Origin of the sequence: Streptomyces sp. NPDC046881 (assembly GCF_040645015.1) — a bacterium.
Lineage (GTDB): Bacteria > Actinomycetota > Actinomycetes > Streptomycetales > Streptomycetaceae > Streptomyces.
In genome coordinates this window covers 37143-52509 of sequence record NZ_JBEYXJ010000024.1, presented here as the reverse complement: position 1 = coordinate 52509, position 15367 = coordinate 37143, and the positions used below count along the sequence as shown (strand labels likewise).

Below are 15367 nucleotides of genomic sequence, written 5' to 3'. Positions count from 1 at the left end.
GTGCTCACGCCTTCAGCGTGTCCTTCCGGTACAGCCAGGCCGCGCCGCCCGCGAAGAGGACGAAGTAGCCGGCGAGGACGGCGATGTCCGCCGTGTGCGGGGCCTGGCTCTGCTCGATCGCCCGGCCCAGGGCAGCGTACGCGTGCGTGGGCAGCCACTCGGCGATGTCCTGCAGGATCTGCGGGAAGGTGGTGGACGGCATCCACAGGCCGCCGAGGATCGACAGGCCGAAGTAGACGATCATCGTGATCGGGCGGACCGCGTCCCCGGAGGCGAGGTAGCCGATGGCGACGCCGAGCGCGGCGAAGACGAGGCTGCCGGCCCAGACGACCCCGGTGAGCGCGAGCCACTGCCAGGCGTCCAGGCGTACGTGCTTGATCGCGGCGGCGACGGCGAACACGACGACGATGGCCGGCAGGCTCGCCACGGCCGCGCCGGCGGTCTTGGCGAGGACGTAGCCGCGCCCGGGCAGCGGGGTCAGCCGCAGCTGCCGCACCCAGCCGCTCTCGCGTTCCTTGGCGATGCGCTCGCTGTTGCCCATCAGGACGGCGGTCAGGGCGCCGAAGGAGGCCATGGAGACCATCAGGTAGGTGGCGACGGTCAGGTCGCTGCCGTCGACCTTCCCGGCCGAGCCGGCGCTGCTGGAGAAGATCAGGTAGATGATCGAGGGGTAGAGCACCGAGAAGAACAGGAATTTCCGGTTCCGCAGGGCGCGGGCCACTTCGAGCTTGATCAGGGCGTTCACGACTGCTTGGCCTCCTCGGCCTCCGTGATGGCGACGAAGGCCTGCTCCAGACCGAGCCCGGCGACTTCGAGATTGCGGGGGTAGACACCGAGGCCGTACAGGGCGTGCACGGTCGCGTCGGCGTCGGACGACTGGATGCGGACCGTCTGGCCCGACACGTCCAGCGACGTGAGGAACGGCAGGCCGCGCAGGGCGCCGTCCGCGATCTCGCCCTCCAGGTCGAAGGAGATCCGCCGCGCGCCCGCCCTGGCCTTGATCTCGGCCGCGGTGCCGTCGGCGAGCAGCCGCCCCCGGTGCAGCACGAGCACCCGGTCGGCGATGGCGTCGGCCTCTTCCAGGTAGTGGGTGGCGAAGAGGACCGTACGGCCCTGGTCGGCCTGTTCCCGCATGGTGGCCCAGAAGGCCTGGCGGGCGGAGACGTCCATGCCGGTGGTCGGCTCGTCCAGGATGATCAGGTCGCTGTCGCCGGCGGTGGCGAGGGCGAACCGGACCCGCTGGGCCTGGCCGCCGGAGAGCTTGTCGACCTTGCGGTCGGCGATCTGGGTGACGCCGGCGCGGGCCAGCACCTCGGACACCGGGTACGGCCGCGGGTGCAGCGAGCAGGCCAGCCGGACCAGTTCGGTGACGGTGACCCCGTCCATCAGGCCGCCGCTCTGCAGCATGGCGCCGACCCGGCCGGCGACGATCGCCTCGCGCGGGCCGGTGCCGAACAGGCTGACCGTGCCGCTGTCGGCGTGCTTGAGCCCGAGGAGCAGGTCCAGGGTGGTGGACTTGCCGGCCCCGTTCGGGCCGAGGAGGGCGACGGTCTCGCCCGGGTACAGCCGGAGCGAGAGGCCGTCGACGGCCCGCACGCTCCCGTACGTCTTGGTCACCTGGTCGAACCCGACCACCGGGGTGGTGGCGGGCGCCGCTGTCGTCGTCATGCGCCCATGCTGGCGGGAAGGACGGCAGCCCCGGCAGTGTCGGCGGTCCCGGGTACCGGATGACGGATGTCATGCGGAACGGATGACACGCGCCCGAAGGGGCGCCCCTTTCGGGAAGGGCGCCCCTGGGAACGGCCGGCTAGCTGGGGTTGGTGTCGATGACCCCGACCCGCTCCGCGGCCGTCGTGCCGCGCAGCGCCTTGCGCAGAGCGGCGACGACGTCCTGCGGCAGCACGCCCCGCTTCCCGGTCGCGGTCCGGATCTGCACCCCGTCGAAGGTGCTGCCGTACGCGTCCTTGAGCGCCTTGAGGTCGTAGGTGTCCACGAGCTTGCCGTCGACGGCCTTGAAGCTGATGATCTTCGGCAGCGAGACCGGACCGAACGGGATGCTGTGCGTCGCGTCGGTCTGCACCCGGACCAGGCCGGACATCGCGGGCTTCGCGAAGTCCTTCATCATCCGGTCGACCTCGGCGTTCGACACCGTCGGCTGCTTGGTGGCGGTCGGCACGGTCACCGGGGGCGCGGCGCCCCGCTCCACCAGCGTGCGGTAGGCCTGTTCGACCGCGTTGGTCGAGCGGCCGGCGTCGATGGCCTTGCCCGCCTTGCCGTAGACGGGCACGGCCTTGCCGGACTCGAACTTGATGGTGCCGTCCGTGACCGATCCCGAGCCGCCGCCGGCCTGCTGGAGCGCGGCCTGCAGCTTCTCCTCGTCCACCGGCATGACCGGCTCGACCACGCGCTTCTGCCCGAAGAGGGAACCGATGACGTTCACCGGGTTGTAGTCGCTCTTCGCGGCCTCGCTGACGGTGGCCTGGTAGTCGAACTGCAGCCCCGCGTTCTCGGGCGTCAGGGTGACCGTGGTGCCGCCCACGGACAGCTTCAGCGGCTTGTTCACCCGGCTGCCGAAGGCGTCGTCCAGCTTCTTGACGGCGTCGTCGCGGGTGCCGCCGCCGATGTCGACGCCGAGCACGGTGGTGCCCTTGGGCACGTCGGTGTGGTTCATCAGCAGGCCGGCGCCGTAGGCGCCGCCGGCGACGACGACCACGCCGACGGCGAGCAGCATCAGCTTGCTGCGGCCCTTCTTCTTCGGCTTGCCCGCCGCCTTGGGCGCGGCCGGCTGCTGCGCCTTGGGCGCGGCGGGCGCCGCCGGACCGTCGGGGCGGGTGCCGAACGGGGCGTTCCCTGCGTTCGGGACGACCGGGATGCCGCTGGTGACGGTGTGTCCGGAGACGTTGTCGGCGGCCGGGGAGCGGTAGCCGGGCGTGCCCGGCTCCGGGGCCGGCTTCTGCGGGGTGAGGATCGCGGTGTCGTCGCTCAGCCCGCCGCCGGGACCACGGCCCGCGGGACCGGCCGCCGGACCGCCGGGGCCGTCGAGGTCGGCGATGTCGGCGAGCGCGCTGCGACCGGGCGGGGTGCCGTAACCGGCGCCCGAGGGGCCGTCGAAGGGCTCGCCCGGCCCCGCGCCGGGGCCGGCCGCGGCCCGCGGGGCGAGGGCGCCGTCGCCGGTGACCGGGCCGCTGGTGGGGCCGGCCGGGCCCTGCGGGCCGCCGGGCCCGCCGTGGCCACCGGGTCCGTTGTAGCCGCTGGCGCCGCCGTGCCCGTGGACACCGCCCGCGGCTCCGCCGTAGCCGTCGCGTCCGGGGGCCGCTGCCGTGCCGAAGCCCTGGCCGCCCGCGGTCGCCGGGCCGGCACCGAAGCCGTCCGGGCCGGCGTTGCCTGCGGGGTCCGCGTCCGTGCGGTCCGCCTGGTCCGAGAAGTACGGCAGGTCGTCCCGGCGGGACTCGCCGGGGCCGGCGGAGCCGGGGCGGGAGCCGCCGCCCAGCGGGCCCGCGGTCAGCGCCTCGGTCACGTCGAAGGATCCGGTGCCGCCGCCGTGGCCCGGGGCGACGGGGCCGCCGGTGGCGCCGGGCAGGCCCTTGCCGTTCGTACCGCCGGGGCGGGAGGCGCCCGGCACGCTCATGGAGCCGACCACACCGCCGGGACGGCCGCCGCCGGGGCGTGCGCCGGTGGTACCGGACGCGCCGGACGCCGCCGGACCAACCGTACGGCCGCCTGGCGCACTCGTGGAGGCGGCGGGTGCGGCGGAACCGCCGGGGATCCCGGCGCCGTTCGTGCCGCCGCCGCCCGGACCGCCCTTGGGGGCCGAGGACTTGCGGGGCGCGAACCAGTCGCTGGTCTTCTCCTCCGCCGGGGCCGCGGGCTCGGCCGGGGCCTCGGCGGCGGGGACCGCGGGCGTCCGGTCGGCGGCGGGCCGCGGCTCGGCGGCGGGCGCCTCGTCCCCGGAGGCCTCGCCGTCTCCGACGGGCTTGCGCATGACGACCGGCGGGATGGGCCGGGAGCCGGGGATGTTGATCCGGATCCGGGTCGTCAGCGTGGTCTCGGTCTTCTTCTCCTCCGGCCGCGTGCCCGAACGGCCCGCGCCCGCACCGTCGTCGGAAACCATGGGGGTCCCGTACGGCGGCGTGCCGGAGGGGTATGCGGCTCCGCCGCGCCCGTTGGGCCCGGAGGACGGAGTGTCAGTTTCACGACTCAAGGCAGGTTCTCCCAGTTGGCTCCACCGCCCGTGACGACCTCACTGCGGGCGGCTCGGCGGCGCGCACCACCATACTGGCCACTTCTGGCGCTTATCCCATGACCGCCGAGTAAACCCACACCGGACTCGCACGCGCGCCGCACGGCGAAGTGGTACGTCACTTCCCAAGTCGGGCGGGGCCGCCGCGAGGTTGCCGCCCGGCGCCGACGGTGGCGCAGATCACAGCGAGGGCCATGCCGCCGAGCAGGAAGAGATAGGAACCGCCGCCGGCGCCGAACAGGAAGTCGCCCTCGGGCCGCGTGGTGGTGAGCAGGACGACGGCGACGATCCAGCCCGCCGCCGGCGCGACCGCCCCGCCCCGGCTCCCGGTGGCGTACGCGCCGCCGAGGAAGAGCCCGGTGGCGCCGGCCAGGGCGAGCAGCAGCCCGCCGGGGAACCAGCCGGCCTGCACCAGGGCACCGGCGAGGCCCACGAGCGCGCCGAGCAGGAACAGGCCGACGAGGGCGGCGGCCCGGCCGGCGGAGGGCGGGCGCAGCGGCTGGGCGAGCAGGGGGCCGTTTCCGCCGTCGTTCATGACGCCTCCCCGGTGCCGAGGCCGGCGAACAGGTCGGTCTCGCCGGGCTGTCCGGGGCCGCGCACCAACTCGTAGTACTCGGTGGTGAACAGCGGCTGGGCGAGTGCGTTGGAGAGCGCGAAGCAGGGCCCGGCCACCTCGATCTGGGTGGCGTGGGCGCGCATCGCGGCGGCCTTGGCGGCGGCGTACGCGGTGCCGTCGATCGTGGTGGTGATCCGCTCGTCGTCCACCACGCCGGGCACGTCGTCCACGGAGGCGCTCTTCTCGAACGGCAGTGCGGTCAGCTCGTCCTGGAGGCGGGCGAAGGCGGCGTCGGCGACGGAGCGCGGGACGCGGTTCCAGTACACCTTGGCGACGCGGTGGCCGCGTTCGGCCGCGAGGTCGACCGCGCGCATGGCGACGCGGTGGGCCTGGATGTGGTCCGGGTGCCCGTAGCCGCCGTTGTCGTCGTACGTCACGAGGACCTGCGGGCGGACCTCCAGGATCACCTCGGCGAGCCGGCCGGCCGCCTCGTCGACGTCGGCCTGCCAGAAGCAGCCGGGGTCGGCGTTCTCGGCCAGGCCCATCATCCCGGAGTCGCCGTACCGCCCGGCGCCGCCGAGCAGCCGGACGTCCCGGACCCCGAGCGCGGCCGCGGCCGCGGCCAGCTCCCCGCGCCGGTGCGCGCCCAGCGCCGGGCCCGTCAGGTGCCGCAGCTCCGGCGGGATGACCTCGCCCCGCTCCCCCAGGGTGCAGGTGACCAGGGTCACGTGGGCACCCTCGGCCGCGTACCTGGCCATGGTCGCGCCGTTGTTGATCGACTCGTCGTCCGGGTGCGCGTGCACCAGGAGAAGACGCCGGGAGGGCAGTTCCGTCATGGGGCCAGCCTATGAGGCGGCCGGGCGGTTCGCCGAACTCCGGCCGGTCATCCCTCGTCGTCGAGTACGTGAGCGATGGCCAAGGCGATCCGCTCGATCCAGTCGATGGCGTCCGTCACCTCCGCCTCGTCGATCGGGCGGCGCTGTTTGAGGTCGCCGTCGATCAGGTCGGCGTCGTGCGCGATTTTGTTGCGGCGCTGGGTGATTTCCAGGTACCGGCCGCGAAGCTTCTTCTCGTTGAACGTGGTCCGCCCCTGGAAGAAGTGCTGATTGATGCACCCCGCCGCCTCGAACCAGACCTTTTTCTCCGTCACCAGCTTGAGCACTTCGGAAATCTTCCCGGGGTGCTGGAGCGCCTGCACGGCCAGCTTTTCGCGCAGGTGTTCCACAACGGCCTCGGAGAGGGTGACCTCCCCCCGCCGCACCGCTTCGACCCGGTGCAGCGGCAGTTCGTACATCCGCAACTGGTGCGGCATCTCGGTTCTGAGCACGATCCCGGAATCGTCAGGGAGGTGGTCAAGTCGGAGAGCCAGGTACGACCGAAGGTTACCGAAATTAGCTCTCGCGTTTCCGGATCGGTTCCCTCAGGACTCGGTCTCTTCCGCTTCGTCGTCCTGGTAGCGAGGCAGGCCGCTCGTCGGGATGGTCCACTCCCCGATGGTGACGTCCTCGCCGTAGACGAAGTCCTTGCGGGTGGCGTATCGGGGGCCGTCCGGTGTGGAGTGGATGTCCGTGAACACGGCACCGGTACCGGTGCGTGGGTCGAACACCCCGTAGACGGGGATGCCGAGCAGCGGGTAGTCACGCATCTTCCCGACCCAGTCGTTGTCCGGGTTGGAGCGGGAGACGATCTCGACGGCCGCGAGAAGCGTACGAGGATCGAAGGTCCCGTCCCCTTCCATGTCCTCTTCGGCGATCACCATGACGTCGGGACGGCGCATGATCCCCTCGGAAGCGCCCTCCACATCCGGTTCACCCGTGTGCGCGACGATCTCCTCCGGCATGACCTTCTCCAGGCGCTTCCGGAGACGCAGCACGGTGAGCTCGTGCTGCTTCACGGGCGACATCATGTCGTGGACGATCCCTTCCTTGGTGATCTCGAACTTGCCGGGCAGCGTGTCGTCCATGGACTGCACGAAGTCGCGCATGGTCCGGTACACGTGGGAGGCGCCCTGCTGCGCGTTGCCGGGTGCGATGGTCATGGCGCTCGCTCCTCGTCGTCTGTGCCCAGGGGGAAGGATCGTCACGTTCATGCTAGGCGGCCTCCTGGAGGTCGGTTCGGCAGTCCCGGCAGCGGGTTCCGGGATCGGGTGAGCGGAAGCCGCGGTCGCAGCCGTCGCAGTTCCGCATCGGGTACCGGGGTGGCTGCGGGGCAGCCGGCGCCCGGAACGGCGGCGGGGGCGGCAGCTGGGCTGCCAGGCGGTGCGCAAGGAGCGCCACGGGGCGGCGAACGCCCTCCGGTGGCAGGTCAGCGGTCAGGGCACGGCACACGACGGCGGGGGCGACGTCGCGCTCCAGCCAGGCGGCGACCCCGGGGGCCAGATGAGCGGCGTCGCGGGCGGAGAGGAGCAGCCGGGGGTCGTGGCGGTGGAGGTCCGCGAGGAGGCCGGTGGCGGCTTCCAGGAGCGCGGGGGCGGCGAACGCGGGGCTCGGCACGGCGGGGAGCGGTTTGCGGGGAGCCGGCTTCTCGCGCGTCCCGCGCGGCGTGCTGTCCTCGCAAACCTCCCGCCTCTGCGATGTCTCCGCCGCCCGGGTCCGCGGGCGGCCGAGGACTACGGTGGGGTGGCGGGCCGCGGCCGGCTGGTTGCAGGAGATCGTGCGGGTGACGATGCGGCCGGTGGACGTGCGGTGGCGCTCGCGCCGCAGGTAGCCGTGGGCCTCCAGTTCGCGCAGCGCGGCGGCGATCCGGGTGGCTCCCTCGGGGAACCGGGCGGCGAGGGTCTTGATGTCGGCCGGGGCGCCCTGCGGCAGCGACTGGAGGTGCACGCCGAGCCCGATCGCGAGGAGCGACAGTTCGCTGTGCTGGGCCAGGTGGTTGCCGACCACCGTGAAGCGTGTGGTGTGACGGGAGTTGTCGTGCTGGAGCCCGCCGGAGCGGTGGGCCGTGCCGGGCCGCCGGTTCGGGTGCTTGTTGCCCGCAAGGCGGGCCTGGGCGTGCGGGGGCACGCTAGGGTTCTCGGTACCCATCGGGAAGCTCTCTTCTTCCTCGGTGGTCAGGCCCTCGCACTGGGATTGCCGTCCCGGCGGGGGCCGTCTCATGTCTGCGGTTGTTGGCGGTGCGCTGCGCCGAGCGTCGGGCCTCGGCGGCTGCGAAATCCAGTCGGACCGGAGATGTTCACCCGCCCGAGTGAGTGCGACCACGGGCGGGAGGGGTCGGGTTTGGCGGGGTGCTTTCCCCCAGCGTTCTTTGTCTTTCAGTCGCCGACGGCACCGGAGCGCGTGGGGTCGGGTTCCGGTGGCATGAGGCCGATCTCCGCCCAGACGGTCTTGCGCGGGAAGCGCCCTTCGCTGGTTCCCCACCGGTCGGCGAGTGCCTCCACGAGAAGCAGCCCCCGGCCCGACTCGGCGCCGGCTCCGGGCTCCCGCAGCACGGGCCGCCGGTCACCGCGTGGGTCGGTGACCTCGATGCGGAGCGTGCCGCCGACCACGTAGAGCGTCAGGCGGAAGCTGCGTCCGGGGACGCGGCCGTGGGTAGCCGCGTTGGCCGCCAGCTCGGCAACGACGTGACTCGCCCGCTCGTGCGGGAGCCCCCAGTTCCGCAGCGCGTTCACCGCGAGCAGCCGGGCGAGGCGGGCACCGCGCGGGGTGGACGACAGCAGCATGCTGAAGTTGCGGACCCTGCCGTCGGGTTGGGTCCTGGTCTCGGCGAATTCCTGATTCACGTCACTCAGCGTGGCCGACCGGGCATACCGTGAGGAGTAATCACAGGGTTGCGTACGGTGATCGTCCAAGGCTTGTCCGGTGCTGTCCGGACTGTCGGTGCGGCTCGTGCGCGCAGGACGTGACGGTACGGAGCAGCGCTACGGAGGGGCACGCATGTCGGTGAACGGTGAGGCGGTGCGGGTCGAGACCAGGACGGAGCAGACCGACGAGCCGGGCTGGGAGGTGGACCCGGACGACGACTGGGCGCTCGCCGTGGTGGCCACGGTGGGACGGCAGTTGCGGCTCCGCCGGGAGGCGGCCGGCATGCGGGTCGGCGAGTTCGCGGTGGCGGTCGGGTACGGCGAGGATCTCGTCTACAAGATCGAGGCCGGGAAGCGCATCCCCCGGCCCGAGTATCTGGACACGGCGGACGAGGTGCTGGGTGCCAAGGGCCTCATCGCGGCGATGAGGGAGGACGTGAAGAAGGTCCGGTATCCGAAGAAGGTGCGGGATCTGGCGCAGCTGGAGGCGCGGGCGGTCGAGATCGGAGTGTACGAGTGCAGCAGCATCGCCGGCCTCCTGCAGACGCCTGACTACGCACGCGCTCTCTTCGAGGTGCGCCAACCGCCCTATCCGGCTGAGGAAGTGGAGCGCCTGGTGGCCGCCCGCATGGCTCGGCTGTCAGTGTTCGATCGCTCGCCAGCCCCTTCCCTCAGTTTCGTCCTGGAGGAGGCGACTCTTCGTCGCCGCGTTGGGGGCACAATGGTGCGCAAGCAGCAATTCGAACGCCTGCTGGAAGTTGGGCGGTTGAACAACGTCTCACCCCAGGTCATGCCGATGGACAGCGTTGCCCATCCAGGCATGAGCGGCCGGATCGAGCTGCTGAAGTTCGAGGACGGAACAGCGGTAGGGCGTTCCGACGGCGCGTTCAACGGCCGCCCTGCCTCTGATCCGAGGCAGCTACGCATTCTCGACCTGCGGTATGGCACGATCCGGGCGCAGGCTCTTCCGCCCGGGGAGACACTGGCCCTCATCGAGCGAATGCTGGGAGAAACATGATCCGCAAGGGCTCCGCCACGGACACCTCCGACCTGGCCTGGTTCAAGAGCAGCTACAGCAGCGGGCCAGAAGGCGACTCCTGCGTCGAGGTCGCCACCGAGCCCGGCACCGTCCACGTCCGCGACTCGAAGAACGTCGAGGGTCCCCGGCTGGCCTTCGCCCCCGCCGCGTGGGCCTGTTTCGTGCCGCACGCGGTCGAGGGCTGATCCAGCGGGCCTCTACTCGATCTCGGCCTCCGGTACGTCCACGTCGCCGCCCAGGGAGCGGGCGATGGCCGTGAACTCCGTCAGGGCGGACTGGAGGTCGCGGACGATCTCCTCGGCGATCATCTCGGGGGGGGGCAGGCCACTGTCGGCGTCGTCGAGGGCGGGGTCCTTCATCCACGTGATGTCGAGGTTGGCCTTGTCGCGGGCGATCAGGTCCTCGTAGCTGAACTTCTTGAAGGGCCCGTTCTCGTCCTCGGACTCGACGCGGGAGGAGCGGGGCTCGCCCGGCCGCGGCGGGCACCGGCGTACCGGAGCAGCCGGTAGGTCTCGGTGACGGCGGTGAACGTCTTGCCGGCGCCTGCGGCCATCTGTATGAGGGGCGCGGCCGGTCGGCCGCCAGGGAGCCCTCCAGGCCCGTGATGGCCTCTACCTGGGCCATGCGCAGGCCGTGGGTCTCCAGCAGCGGCATGCGGGTCCGCAGGGTCGCTCGGAAGGTCGGCGCGTCCGGGTGCTCGTCGGCGTACCTCATCCACGCGAGCACGGTGTCCGGGCGGTGGAAGGTGAAGACCTTGCGGGAGCGGGCGTCCGGGTCCACACGGTTGAGGAAGTACGTCTCGGTGCCGGTGGTGGCGTAGCGGAACGCGAAGGGCTCATCGCGGCGCCACACGGCCATGGCGCGCACCCTGAGCACGCCCGCCGCGTACCGCTCGTTCTGGGCGAGGGCGCCGGCCAGGGCCGTAGATGGCGAGCAGCGGCTGGTATCCGTACAGACGTCCGAAGTTGGGGGACGCCTTCGCCAGCTCCCGAAGCCGCTTGTCCACGCTCTTGTCGTCCACCCTCCGGCCCCCCAGCCTCGCTCGTCCAGGACGGCACAGCTTACGGAGTCGGGCGGTTACGGGCAGCGGAATCGGACAGCTGGCGATCAGACGGGATCGCCAGCGCCCCGGTCGCCGCCACCACGGCGGCCGTCAGAACTTGATGCTGCCGATCATGCTGGCGACGTTGGTCGTCAGCTCGCTGATCGTGGGGGCGACCGTCGAGGAGGCGAGGTAGAAGCCGAGCAGCATGCAGACGACCGCGTGGCCGCCCTTCAGCCCTGACTTCTTGATCAGCAGGAAGACGATGATCGCCAGCAGCACCACCGCCGAAATCGAGAGTGCCACGGCGGCTCACCTCCAAAGATCCCAGGGACGCGGGTTCCAGATCAGTTGAGCAAATCCATGCAGATGCCAGGGGTTTATACCCACTCTGCGGTAGTGATCATAACTATCCGTACTCGCGCATCGGTCGGCGCACAGCCGCACAAGGGGGCGCATGGCCAATATGGTCGGGGTATGACGACCGAGGCTGACTCCTTCCCCCGTCGGCACGCCCGGACCCAGCGGTTCACGCTCGGCGCGCCGCGTGCGTTCACCGTGGCACCCGACGGTTCGCGTGTCGCGTTCCTGCGTTCCGGCTCCGGCACCGACCGGGCCAACTCCCTGTGGGTACTGGACCTTCCGGAAGGCACCGAGCGGCCGGCGGCCGACCCGCGCGCGCTCCTCCACGGCGCCTCCGAGGAACTGTCGGCCGAGGAGCGGGCGCGCCGCGAGCGCAGCCGCGAGGGCGGTGCCGGCATCGTCGGCTACGCCACCGACAGCGCCCTGGAGTTGGCGTCTTTCGCCTTGTCAGGGCGGCTTTTCACGGCGGAGCTGCGGGCCGGCACGGCACGCGAACTCCCGGTCCCGGGACCGGTGATCGACCCGCGTCCGTCCCCCGACGGACGGCACATCGCGTACGTCGCCCAGGGCGCGCTCAGGGTGGTGGGGGCCGAGGGGGACGGCGACCGGGCACTGGCCGAGCCGGAGGCGGCGGACGTCTCCTACGGCCTCGCGGAGTTCGTCGCGGCCGAGGAGATGGCGCGCTCGCGCGGGTTCTGGTGGGCGCCGCGGTCGGACCGGCTGCTCGTGGCGCGCGTGGACGACACGCCGGTGCAGCGGTGGTGGATCGCGGACCCGGCCCGCCCGGAGCGTGAGCCAAATAACGTCAGGTACCCCGCGGCGGGCACCCCGAACGCGGACGTACGTCTGTTCGTCATCGGCCTCGGCGGGGAGCGCACGGAGGTCGCATGGGACCGGTCCCGCTATCCGTATCTGGCGCGTGTGCACTGGTCAGAGGCGGGTGCGCCGCTGCTGCTGGTGCAGGCGCGGGACCAGCGCAGCCAGCTGTTCCTGGCGGTGGACCCGGATTCCGGGGCCACGCGGATGGTGCACGCCGATGAAGATCCAACTTGGCTGGAACTGTTCGCCGGTGTGCCCTGCTGGAGCCCTTCCGGGCAGCTTGTCCGGGTCGCGGACGAGGCCGGCGCACGGGTGCTGACCGTCGGCGAACGCCCTCTGACCAGCGGTCAGTTGCACATCCGGGCGGTCCTGGACGTGGGTGCGGAGGACGTACTGGTTTCCGCCTCTTCCGGTCCTGAGGCCGAGGCGCCGGAAATTGGCGAAGTCCATGTGTACCGGGTGAACGAGCTGGGCGTGGAACGCGTGTCGCAGGAGCCCGGCGTGCACTCGGCGGTGCGCTCCGGGGGCGTCACGGTTCTGGTGTCCGCCGCGCTGGACCGGCCGGGCACCCGGGCCCAGGTGCTGCGTGACGGAAAACCGACGGCCACTGTCCGGTCGTACGCAGAGGATCCCGGTTTGTCCCCCCGGGTGACCCTCACCGAAGGGGGCGCACGCCGAATTCCGTGCGCCGTGCTTATGCCACGGGACTACCACGGTGACAGTCTCCTGCCGGTTCTCATGGACCCCTACGGCGGTCCGCACGGCCAGCGTGTGGCCGCCGCGCACAACGCCCACCTCACCTCCCAGTGGTTCGCCGACCAGGGCTTCGCGGTGATCGTCGCCGACGGCCGGGGCACCCCGGGCCGCTCGCCGGCCTGGGAGAAGTCCATCCGGGACGACGTGGCGGCCGTCGTGCTCCAGGACCAGGTCGACGCGCTGCACGCGCTCGCCGAGCGGTACCCGCTGGACCTGGACCGGGTGGCGATCCGCGGCTGGTCCTTCGGCGGCTACCTGGCGGCGCTGGCGGTGCTGCGCCGCCCGGACGTCTTCCACGCGGCGGTGGTCGGCGCCCCGGTCACCGACCTGCGGCTGTACGACACCCACTACCAGGAGCGCTACCTCGGCGACCCGAACGAGCAGCCGGAGGTCTACCGGCGCAACTCGGTGATCGACGACGCGGGCCTGGTCGACCCGGCCGAGCCGCACCGCCCGATGATGGTCATCCACGGGCTGGCGGACGACAACGTGGTCGTCGCCCACTCGCTGCGCCTCTCCTCCGCGCTGCTGGCCGCCGGCCGCCCGCACGAGGTGCTGCCGCTGTCCGGGGTGACCCACATGACCCCGCAGGAGGCCGTCGCCGAGAACCTGCTCCTCCTCCAGCTGGACTTCCTCCGGCGTTCCCTCCCCGGGCCGGCCGGCCTGGGGTGAACTGCGTTAACACGCAGGCAACTTCGCGGAAGCGGTACCGATATACGGACACGGGAGGCTGATCAGCGTACGGCCGTGCGGGTGCCGTAAGCGGGCCGGGATGCACCATGTCATCCCGGCCCGCTGCCGTCGGGCCGCGGCTCCTCACGGCGGTACGACCCGCCTGTCCTCCGCGAAGTGGCACGCCGAGGCGTGGGCCGCGGGGCCGGCGGTGGCACGGAAGGCGGCCGGCACCGCGAGCGCCGGGACCTCCCGGGCGCAGCGCTCCTGCGCCTTCCAGCAGCGGGTGCGGAAGCGGCAGCCGGAGGGGATGTCGGTCGGCGAGGGCACGTCACCGCTCAGGATGATCCGCTCACGGTGCTCGCGCGCCTCGGGGTCGGGCACGGGCACGGCGGAGAGCAGGGCCTGGGTGTAGGGGTGGGTCGGGTGGTCGTAGATCTCGCTGTCGCGGCCGGTCTCCACGATCCGGCCCAGGTACATCACCGCGATCCGGTCCGAGATGTGCCGGACGATGGACAGGTCGTGCGCGATGAAGACGTACGACAGGTCGAACTCCGCCTGGAGCCGCTCCAGCAGGTTGATCACCTGCGCCTGGACCGAGACGTCCAGCGCGGACACCGGTTCGTCGGCGACGATGATCTCGGGCCGCAGCGCCAGCCCCCGGGCGATGCCGATGCGCTGGCGCTGGCCGCCGGAGAACTGGTGCGGGTAGCGGTTGACGTACTCCGGGTCGAGGCCGACCACGTCCAGCAGTTCCTGCACCCGGCGGCGGCGGTCGCCCTTGGGGGCCACCTCGGGGTGGATGTCGTAGGGCTCCCCGATGATGTCGCCCACCGTCATCCGGGGGTTGAGCGAGGTGTAGGGGTCCTGGAAGACCATCTGGATGTTCCGGCGCACGGCTTTGAGGGCCTTGCCGGACAGCCGGGTGATGTCCTCGCCCTTGAACCTGATGGTGCCGGCGGTCGGGCGCTCCAGGTTGCACAGCAGCTTCGCGACCGTCGACTTGCCGCAGCCGGACTCCCCGACGATGCCGAGGGTCTCGCCCCTGCCGAGGGTGAAGTCGACGCCGTCGACGGCCTTCACCGCGCCGATCTGCTTCTTGAAGAGGATGCCCCGGGTGAGGGGGTAGTGCTTGACGAGGCCGCACACCTCCAGGATCGGCTCAGCCATCCAGGCACTCCCTCCAGAAGTGGCAGGCGCTGCCACGGCTCGCGGACACCGGGTGGAGCGGCGGTTCGTCGGTGCGGCACACGTCCCGGGCCATCGGGCAGCGCGGGTGGAAGGAGCAGCCCGGCGGGATGTGCGCGAGGTTCGGCGGCAGGCCCTTGATGGCGTACAGCTGCCGGCCCTTCCGGTCCAGGCGCGGGATGGAGTCGAGCAGGCCCCGGGTGTAGGGGTGGGCGGGCGCCTTGTAGAGGTCGTGGACGGGCGCGGTCTCGACGATCCTCCCGGCGTACATCACGGCGATCCGGTCGGCGACGTCCGCGACCACGCCGAGGTCGTGGGTGATGAGGATGAGCCCCATGCGGTACTCGCGCTGCAACTCCGCGAGCAGGTCCATCACCTGGGCCTGGACCGTGACGTCGAGGGCGGTGGTGGGCTCGTCGGCGATGATCAGCGCCGGTTCCAGGGCCAGCGCCATGGCGATCATGATGCGCTGGCGCATACCGCCGGAGAACTGGTGGGGGTAGTCCCGCACCCGCTGGGCGGCGCCCGGGATCCGCACCCGCTCCATCAGCTCGACGGCCCTGGCCCGCGCGTCCTTCCTCGACATCCCCCGGTGGACCACGAACATCTCCCCCAGCTGGTCGCCCACGGTCATGACGGGGTTGAGGGCGGACAGCGCGTCCTGGAAGATCATCGCCATTCCGGCGCCCCGGATCCTGCGCCGCTCCTCCCCCTTCAGCGTCAGCAGGTCCCGGCCGTCGAAGAGGATCTCGCCGCCGGTGATCCGGGCCGGAGGCGTGTCGAGGATGCCCATGACCGCCTGCGCGGTGACGGACTTCCCGGAGCCGGACTCCCCGAGCACGGCGAGGGTCTCCCCCGCGTCCACCCCGAAGCCCACCCCGTTGACGGCATGCGCCACCCCGTCCCGGGTCCGGAACTGCACCCACAGGTCCCGCACTTCGAGCAGCACGCCG

The 15367-nt window shown here is 72.0% G+C and carries 16 protein-coding genes; 3 read left to right on the top strand and 13 right to left on the bottom strand.

Translation table 11 applies throughout. The features are described 5' to 3' along the window. Nucleotides 1–4: 4 nt before the first annotated feature. The 9 genes from ABZ923_RS14760 to ABZ923_RS14720 form a co-directional block, all read right to left on the bottom strand. Nucleotides 5–745, bottom strand: a complete 741-nt coding sequence (locus ABZ923_RS14760) for an ABC transporter permease (RefSeq protein WP_361470921.1) — start codon at nucleotides 743–745, stop codon at nucleotides 5–7. Beyond that, nucleotides 742–1668 carry an ABC transporter ATP-binding protein gene (locus ABZ923_RS14755; RefSeq protein ID WP_361470919.1) on the bottom strand — a complete coding sequence of 309 codons (927 nt, stop codon included), beginning with the start codon at nucleotides 1666–1668 and terminating at the stop codon, nucleotides 742–744. Before ABZ923_RS14755 ends, ABZ923_RS14760 begins: the two co-directional genes overlap by 4 nt. A gap of 139 nt (nucleotides 1669–1807) precedes the next feature. Further along, nucleotides 1808–4201: a hypothetical protein gene (locus ABZ923_RS14750; protein WP_361470917.1), complete on the bottom strand. Its 2394-nt coding sequence runs from the start codon at nucleotides 4199–4201 to the stop codon at nucleotides 1808–1810. Between the two features lie 157 nt (nucleotides 4202–4358). Beyond that, a complete protein-coding gene (locus ABZ923_RS14745; protein WP_361470916.1) occupies nucleotides 4359–4775 on the bottom strand; it encodes a DUF6113 family protein in 417 nt (138 codons plus the stop codon). Next, nucleotides 4772–5632 (bottom strand): N-acetyl-1-D-myo-inositol-2-amino-2-deoxy-alpha-D-glucopyranoside deacetylase, encoded by an 861-nt coding sequence (mshB, locus tag ABZ923_RS14740; RefSeq protein ID WP_361470914.1) that lies wholly within the window; start codon nucleotides 5630–5632, stop codon nucleotides 4772–4774. Before mshB ends, ABZ923_RS14745 begins: the two co-directional genes overlap by 4 nt. 47 nt (nucleotides 5633–5679) lie before the next feature. Further along, nucleotides 5680–6123: a hypothetical protein gene (locus tag ABZ923_RS14735; RefSeq protein ID WP_361470913.1), complete on the bottom strand. Its 444-nt coding sequence runs from the start codon at nucleotides 6121–6123 to the stop codon at nucleotides 5680–5682. Between the two features lie 93 nt (nucleotides 6124–6216). Continuing rightward, nucleotides 6217–6834 (bottom strand): Uma2 family endonuclease, encoded by a 618-nt coding sequence (locus tag ABZ923_RS14730; protein WP_361470911.1) that lies wholly within the window; start codon nucleotides 6832–6834, stop codon nucleotides 6217–6219. Between the two features lie 52 nt (nucleotides 6835–6886). Continuing rightward, complete coding sequence (locus ABZ923_RS14725; RefSeq protein ID WP_361470909.1) at nucleotides 6887–7819, bottom strand: helix-turn-helix domain-containing protein; 933 nt, start codon at nucleotides 7817–7819, stop codon at nucleotides 6887–6889. A 227-nt stretch (nucleotides 7820–8046) separates the two neighbouring features. Continuing rightward, nucleotides 8047–8454 (bottom strand): ATP-binding protein, encoded by a 408-nt coding sequence (locus ABZ923_RS14720; RefSeq protein ID WP_361470980.1) that lies wholly within the window; start codon nucleotides 8452–8454, stop codon nucleotides 8047–8049. Nucleotides 8455–8668: 214 nt separating this feature from the next. Between ABZ923_RS14720 and ABZ923_RS14715 the strand changes: the two genes are divergently transcribed. Further along, nucleotides 8669–9553, top strand: coding sequence for a helix-turn-helix transcriptional regulator (locus tag ABZ923_RS14715; protein WP_361470978.1), 885 nt, complete (start codon nucleotides 8669–8671; stop codon nucleotides 9551–9553). Next, a complete protein-coding gene (locus tag ABZ923_RS14710) occupies nucleotides 9550–9759 on the top strand; it encodes a DUF397 domain-containing protein (protein ID WP_361470908.1) in 210 nt (69 codons plus the stop codon). The genes ABZ923_RS14715 and ABZ923_RS14710 overlap by 4 nt, the downstream gene beginning before the upstream one ends. 12 nt (nucleotides 9760–9771) lie before the next feature. Here the strand turns inward: ABZ923_RS14710 and ABZ923_RS14705 are convergent, their stop codons facing one another. Both ABZ923_RS14705 and ABZ923_RS14700 read right to left on the bottom strand, forming a co-directional pair. Beyond that, a complete protein-coding gene (locus ABZ923_RS14705) occupies nucleotides 9772–9933 on the bottom strand; it encodes a hypothetical protein (protein WP_361470906.1) in 162 nt (53 codons plus the stop codon). Nucleotides 9934–10727: 794 nt separating this feature from the next. Beyond that, nucleotides 10728–10922 carry a hypothetical protein gene (locus ABZ923_RS14700; RefSeq protein ID WP_030346161.1) on the bottom strand — a complete coding sequence of 65 codons (195 nt, stop codon included), beginning with the start codon at nucleotides 10920–10922 and terminating at the stop codon, nucleotides 10728–10730. Nucleotides 10923–11093: 171 nt separating this feature from the next. Between ABZ923_RS14700 and ABZ923_RS14695 the strand changes: the two genes are divergently transcribed. Then, nucleotides 11094–13226 carry a prolyl oligopeptidase family serine peptidase gene (locus tag ABZ923_RS14695; RefSeq protein WP_361470905.1) on the top strand — a complete coding sequence of 711 codons (2133 nt, stop codon included), beginning with the start codon at nucleotides 11094–11096 and terminating at the stop codon, nucleotides 13224–13226. A gap of 144 nt (nucleotides 13227–13370) precedes the next feature. Here the strand turns inward: ABZ923_RS14695 and ABZ923_RS14690 are convergent, their stop codons facing one another. Continuing rightward, a complete protein-coding gene (locus ABZ923_RS14690) occupies nucleotides 13371–14396 on the bottom strand; it encodes a dipeptide ABC transporter ATP-binding protein (protein ID WP_361470903.1) in 1026 nt (341 codons plus the stop codon). Next, on the bottom strand, nucleotides 14389–15363 hold the full coding sequence (locus ABZ923_RS14685) for an ABC transporter ATP-binding protein (protein ID WP_361470902.1): 975 nt from the start codon (nucleotides 15361–15363) through the stop codon (nucleotides 14389–14391). Before ABZ923_RS14685 ends, ABZ923_RS14690 begins: the two co-directional genes overlap by 8 nt. Between the last annotated feature and the right edge of the window lie 4 nt (nucleotides 15364–15367).

Excerpts from the sequence above, each read along its gene's own strand:
- ABZ923_RS14730 (WP_361470911.1), bottom strand. The coding sequence starts at position 6,834 with ATGACCATCGCACCCGGCAACGCGCAGCAGGGCGCCTCCCACGTGTAC.
- ABZ923_RS14715 (WP_361470978.1), top strand. The coding sequence starts at position 8,669 with ATGTCGGTGAACGGTGAGGCGGTGCGGGTCGAGACCAGGACGGAGCAG.
- ABZ923_RS14695 (WP_361470905.1), top strand. The coding sequence starts at position 11,094 with ATGACGACCGAGGCTGACTCCTTCCCCCGTCGGCACGCCCGGACCCAG.
- ABZ923_RS14690 (WP_361470903.1), bottom strand. The coding sequence starts at position 14,396 with ATGGCTGAGCCGATCCTGGAGGTGTGCGGCCTCGTCAAGCACTACCCC.
- ABZ923_RS14725 (WP_361470909.1), bottom strand. The coding sequence starts at position 7,819 with ATGGGTACCGAGAACCCTAGCGTGCCCCCGCACGCCCAGGCCCGCCTT.
- ABZ923_RS14705 (WP_361470906.1), bottom strand. The coding sequence starts at position 9,933 with ATGAAGGACCCCGCCCTCGACGACGCCGACAGTGGCCTGCCCCCCCCC.
- ABZ923_RS14755 (WP_361470919.1), bottom strand. The coding sequence starts at position 1,668 with ATGACGACGACAGCGGCGCCCGCCACCACCCCGGTGGTCGGGTTCGAC.
- ABZ923_RS14745 (WP_361470916.1), bottom strand. The coding sequence starts at position 4,775 with ATGAACGACGGCGGAAACGGCCCCCTGCTCGCCCAGCCGCTGCGCCCG.
- ABZ923_RS14720 (WP_361470980.1), bottom strand. The coding sequence starts at position 8,454 with ATGCTGCTGTCGTCCACCCCGCGCGGTGCCCGCCTCGCCCGGCTGCTC.
- mshB (WP_361470914.1), bottom strand. The coding sequence starts at position 5,632 with ATGACGGAACTGCCCTCCCGGCGTCTTCTCCTGGTGCACGCGCACCCG.
- ABZ923_RS14710 (WP_361470908.1), top strand. The coding sequence starts at position 9,550 with ATGATCCGCAAGGGCTCCGCCACGGACACCTCCGACCTGGCCTGGTTC.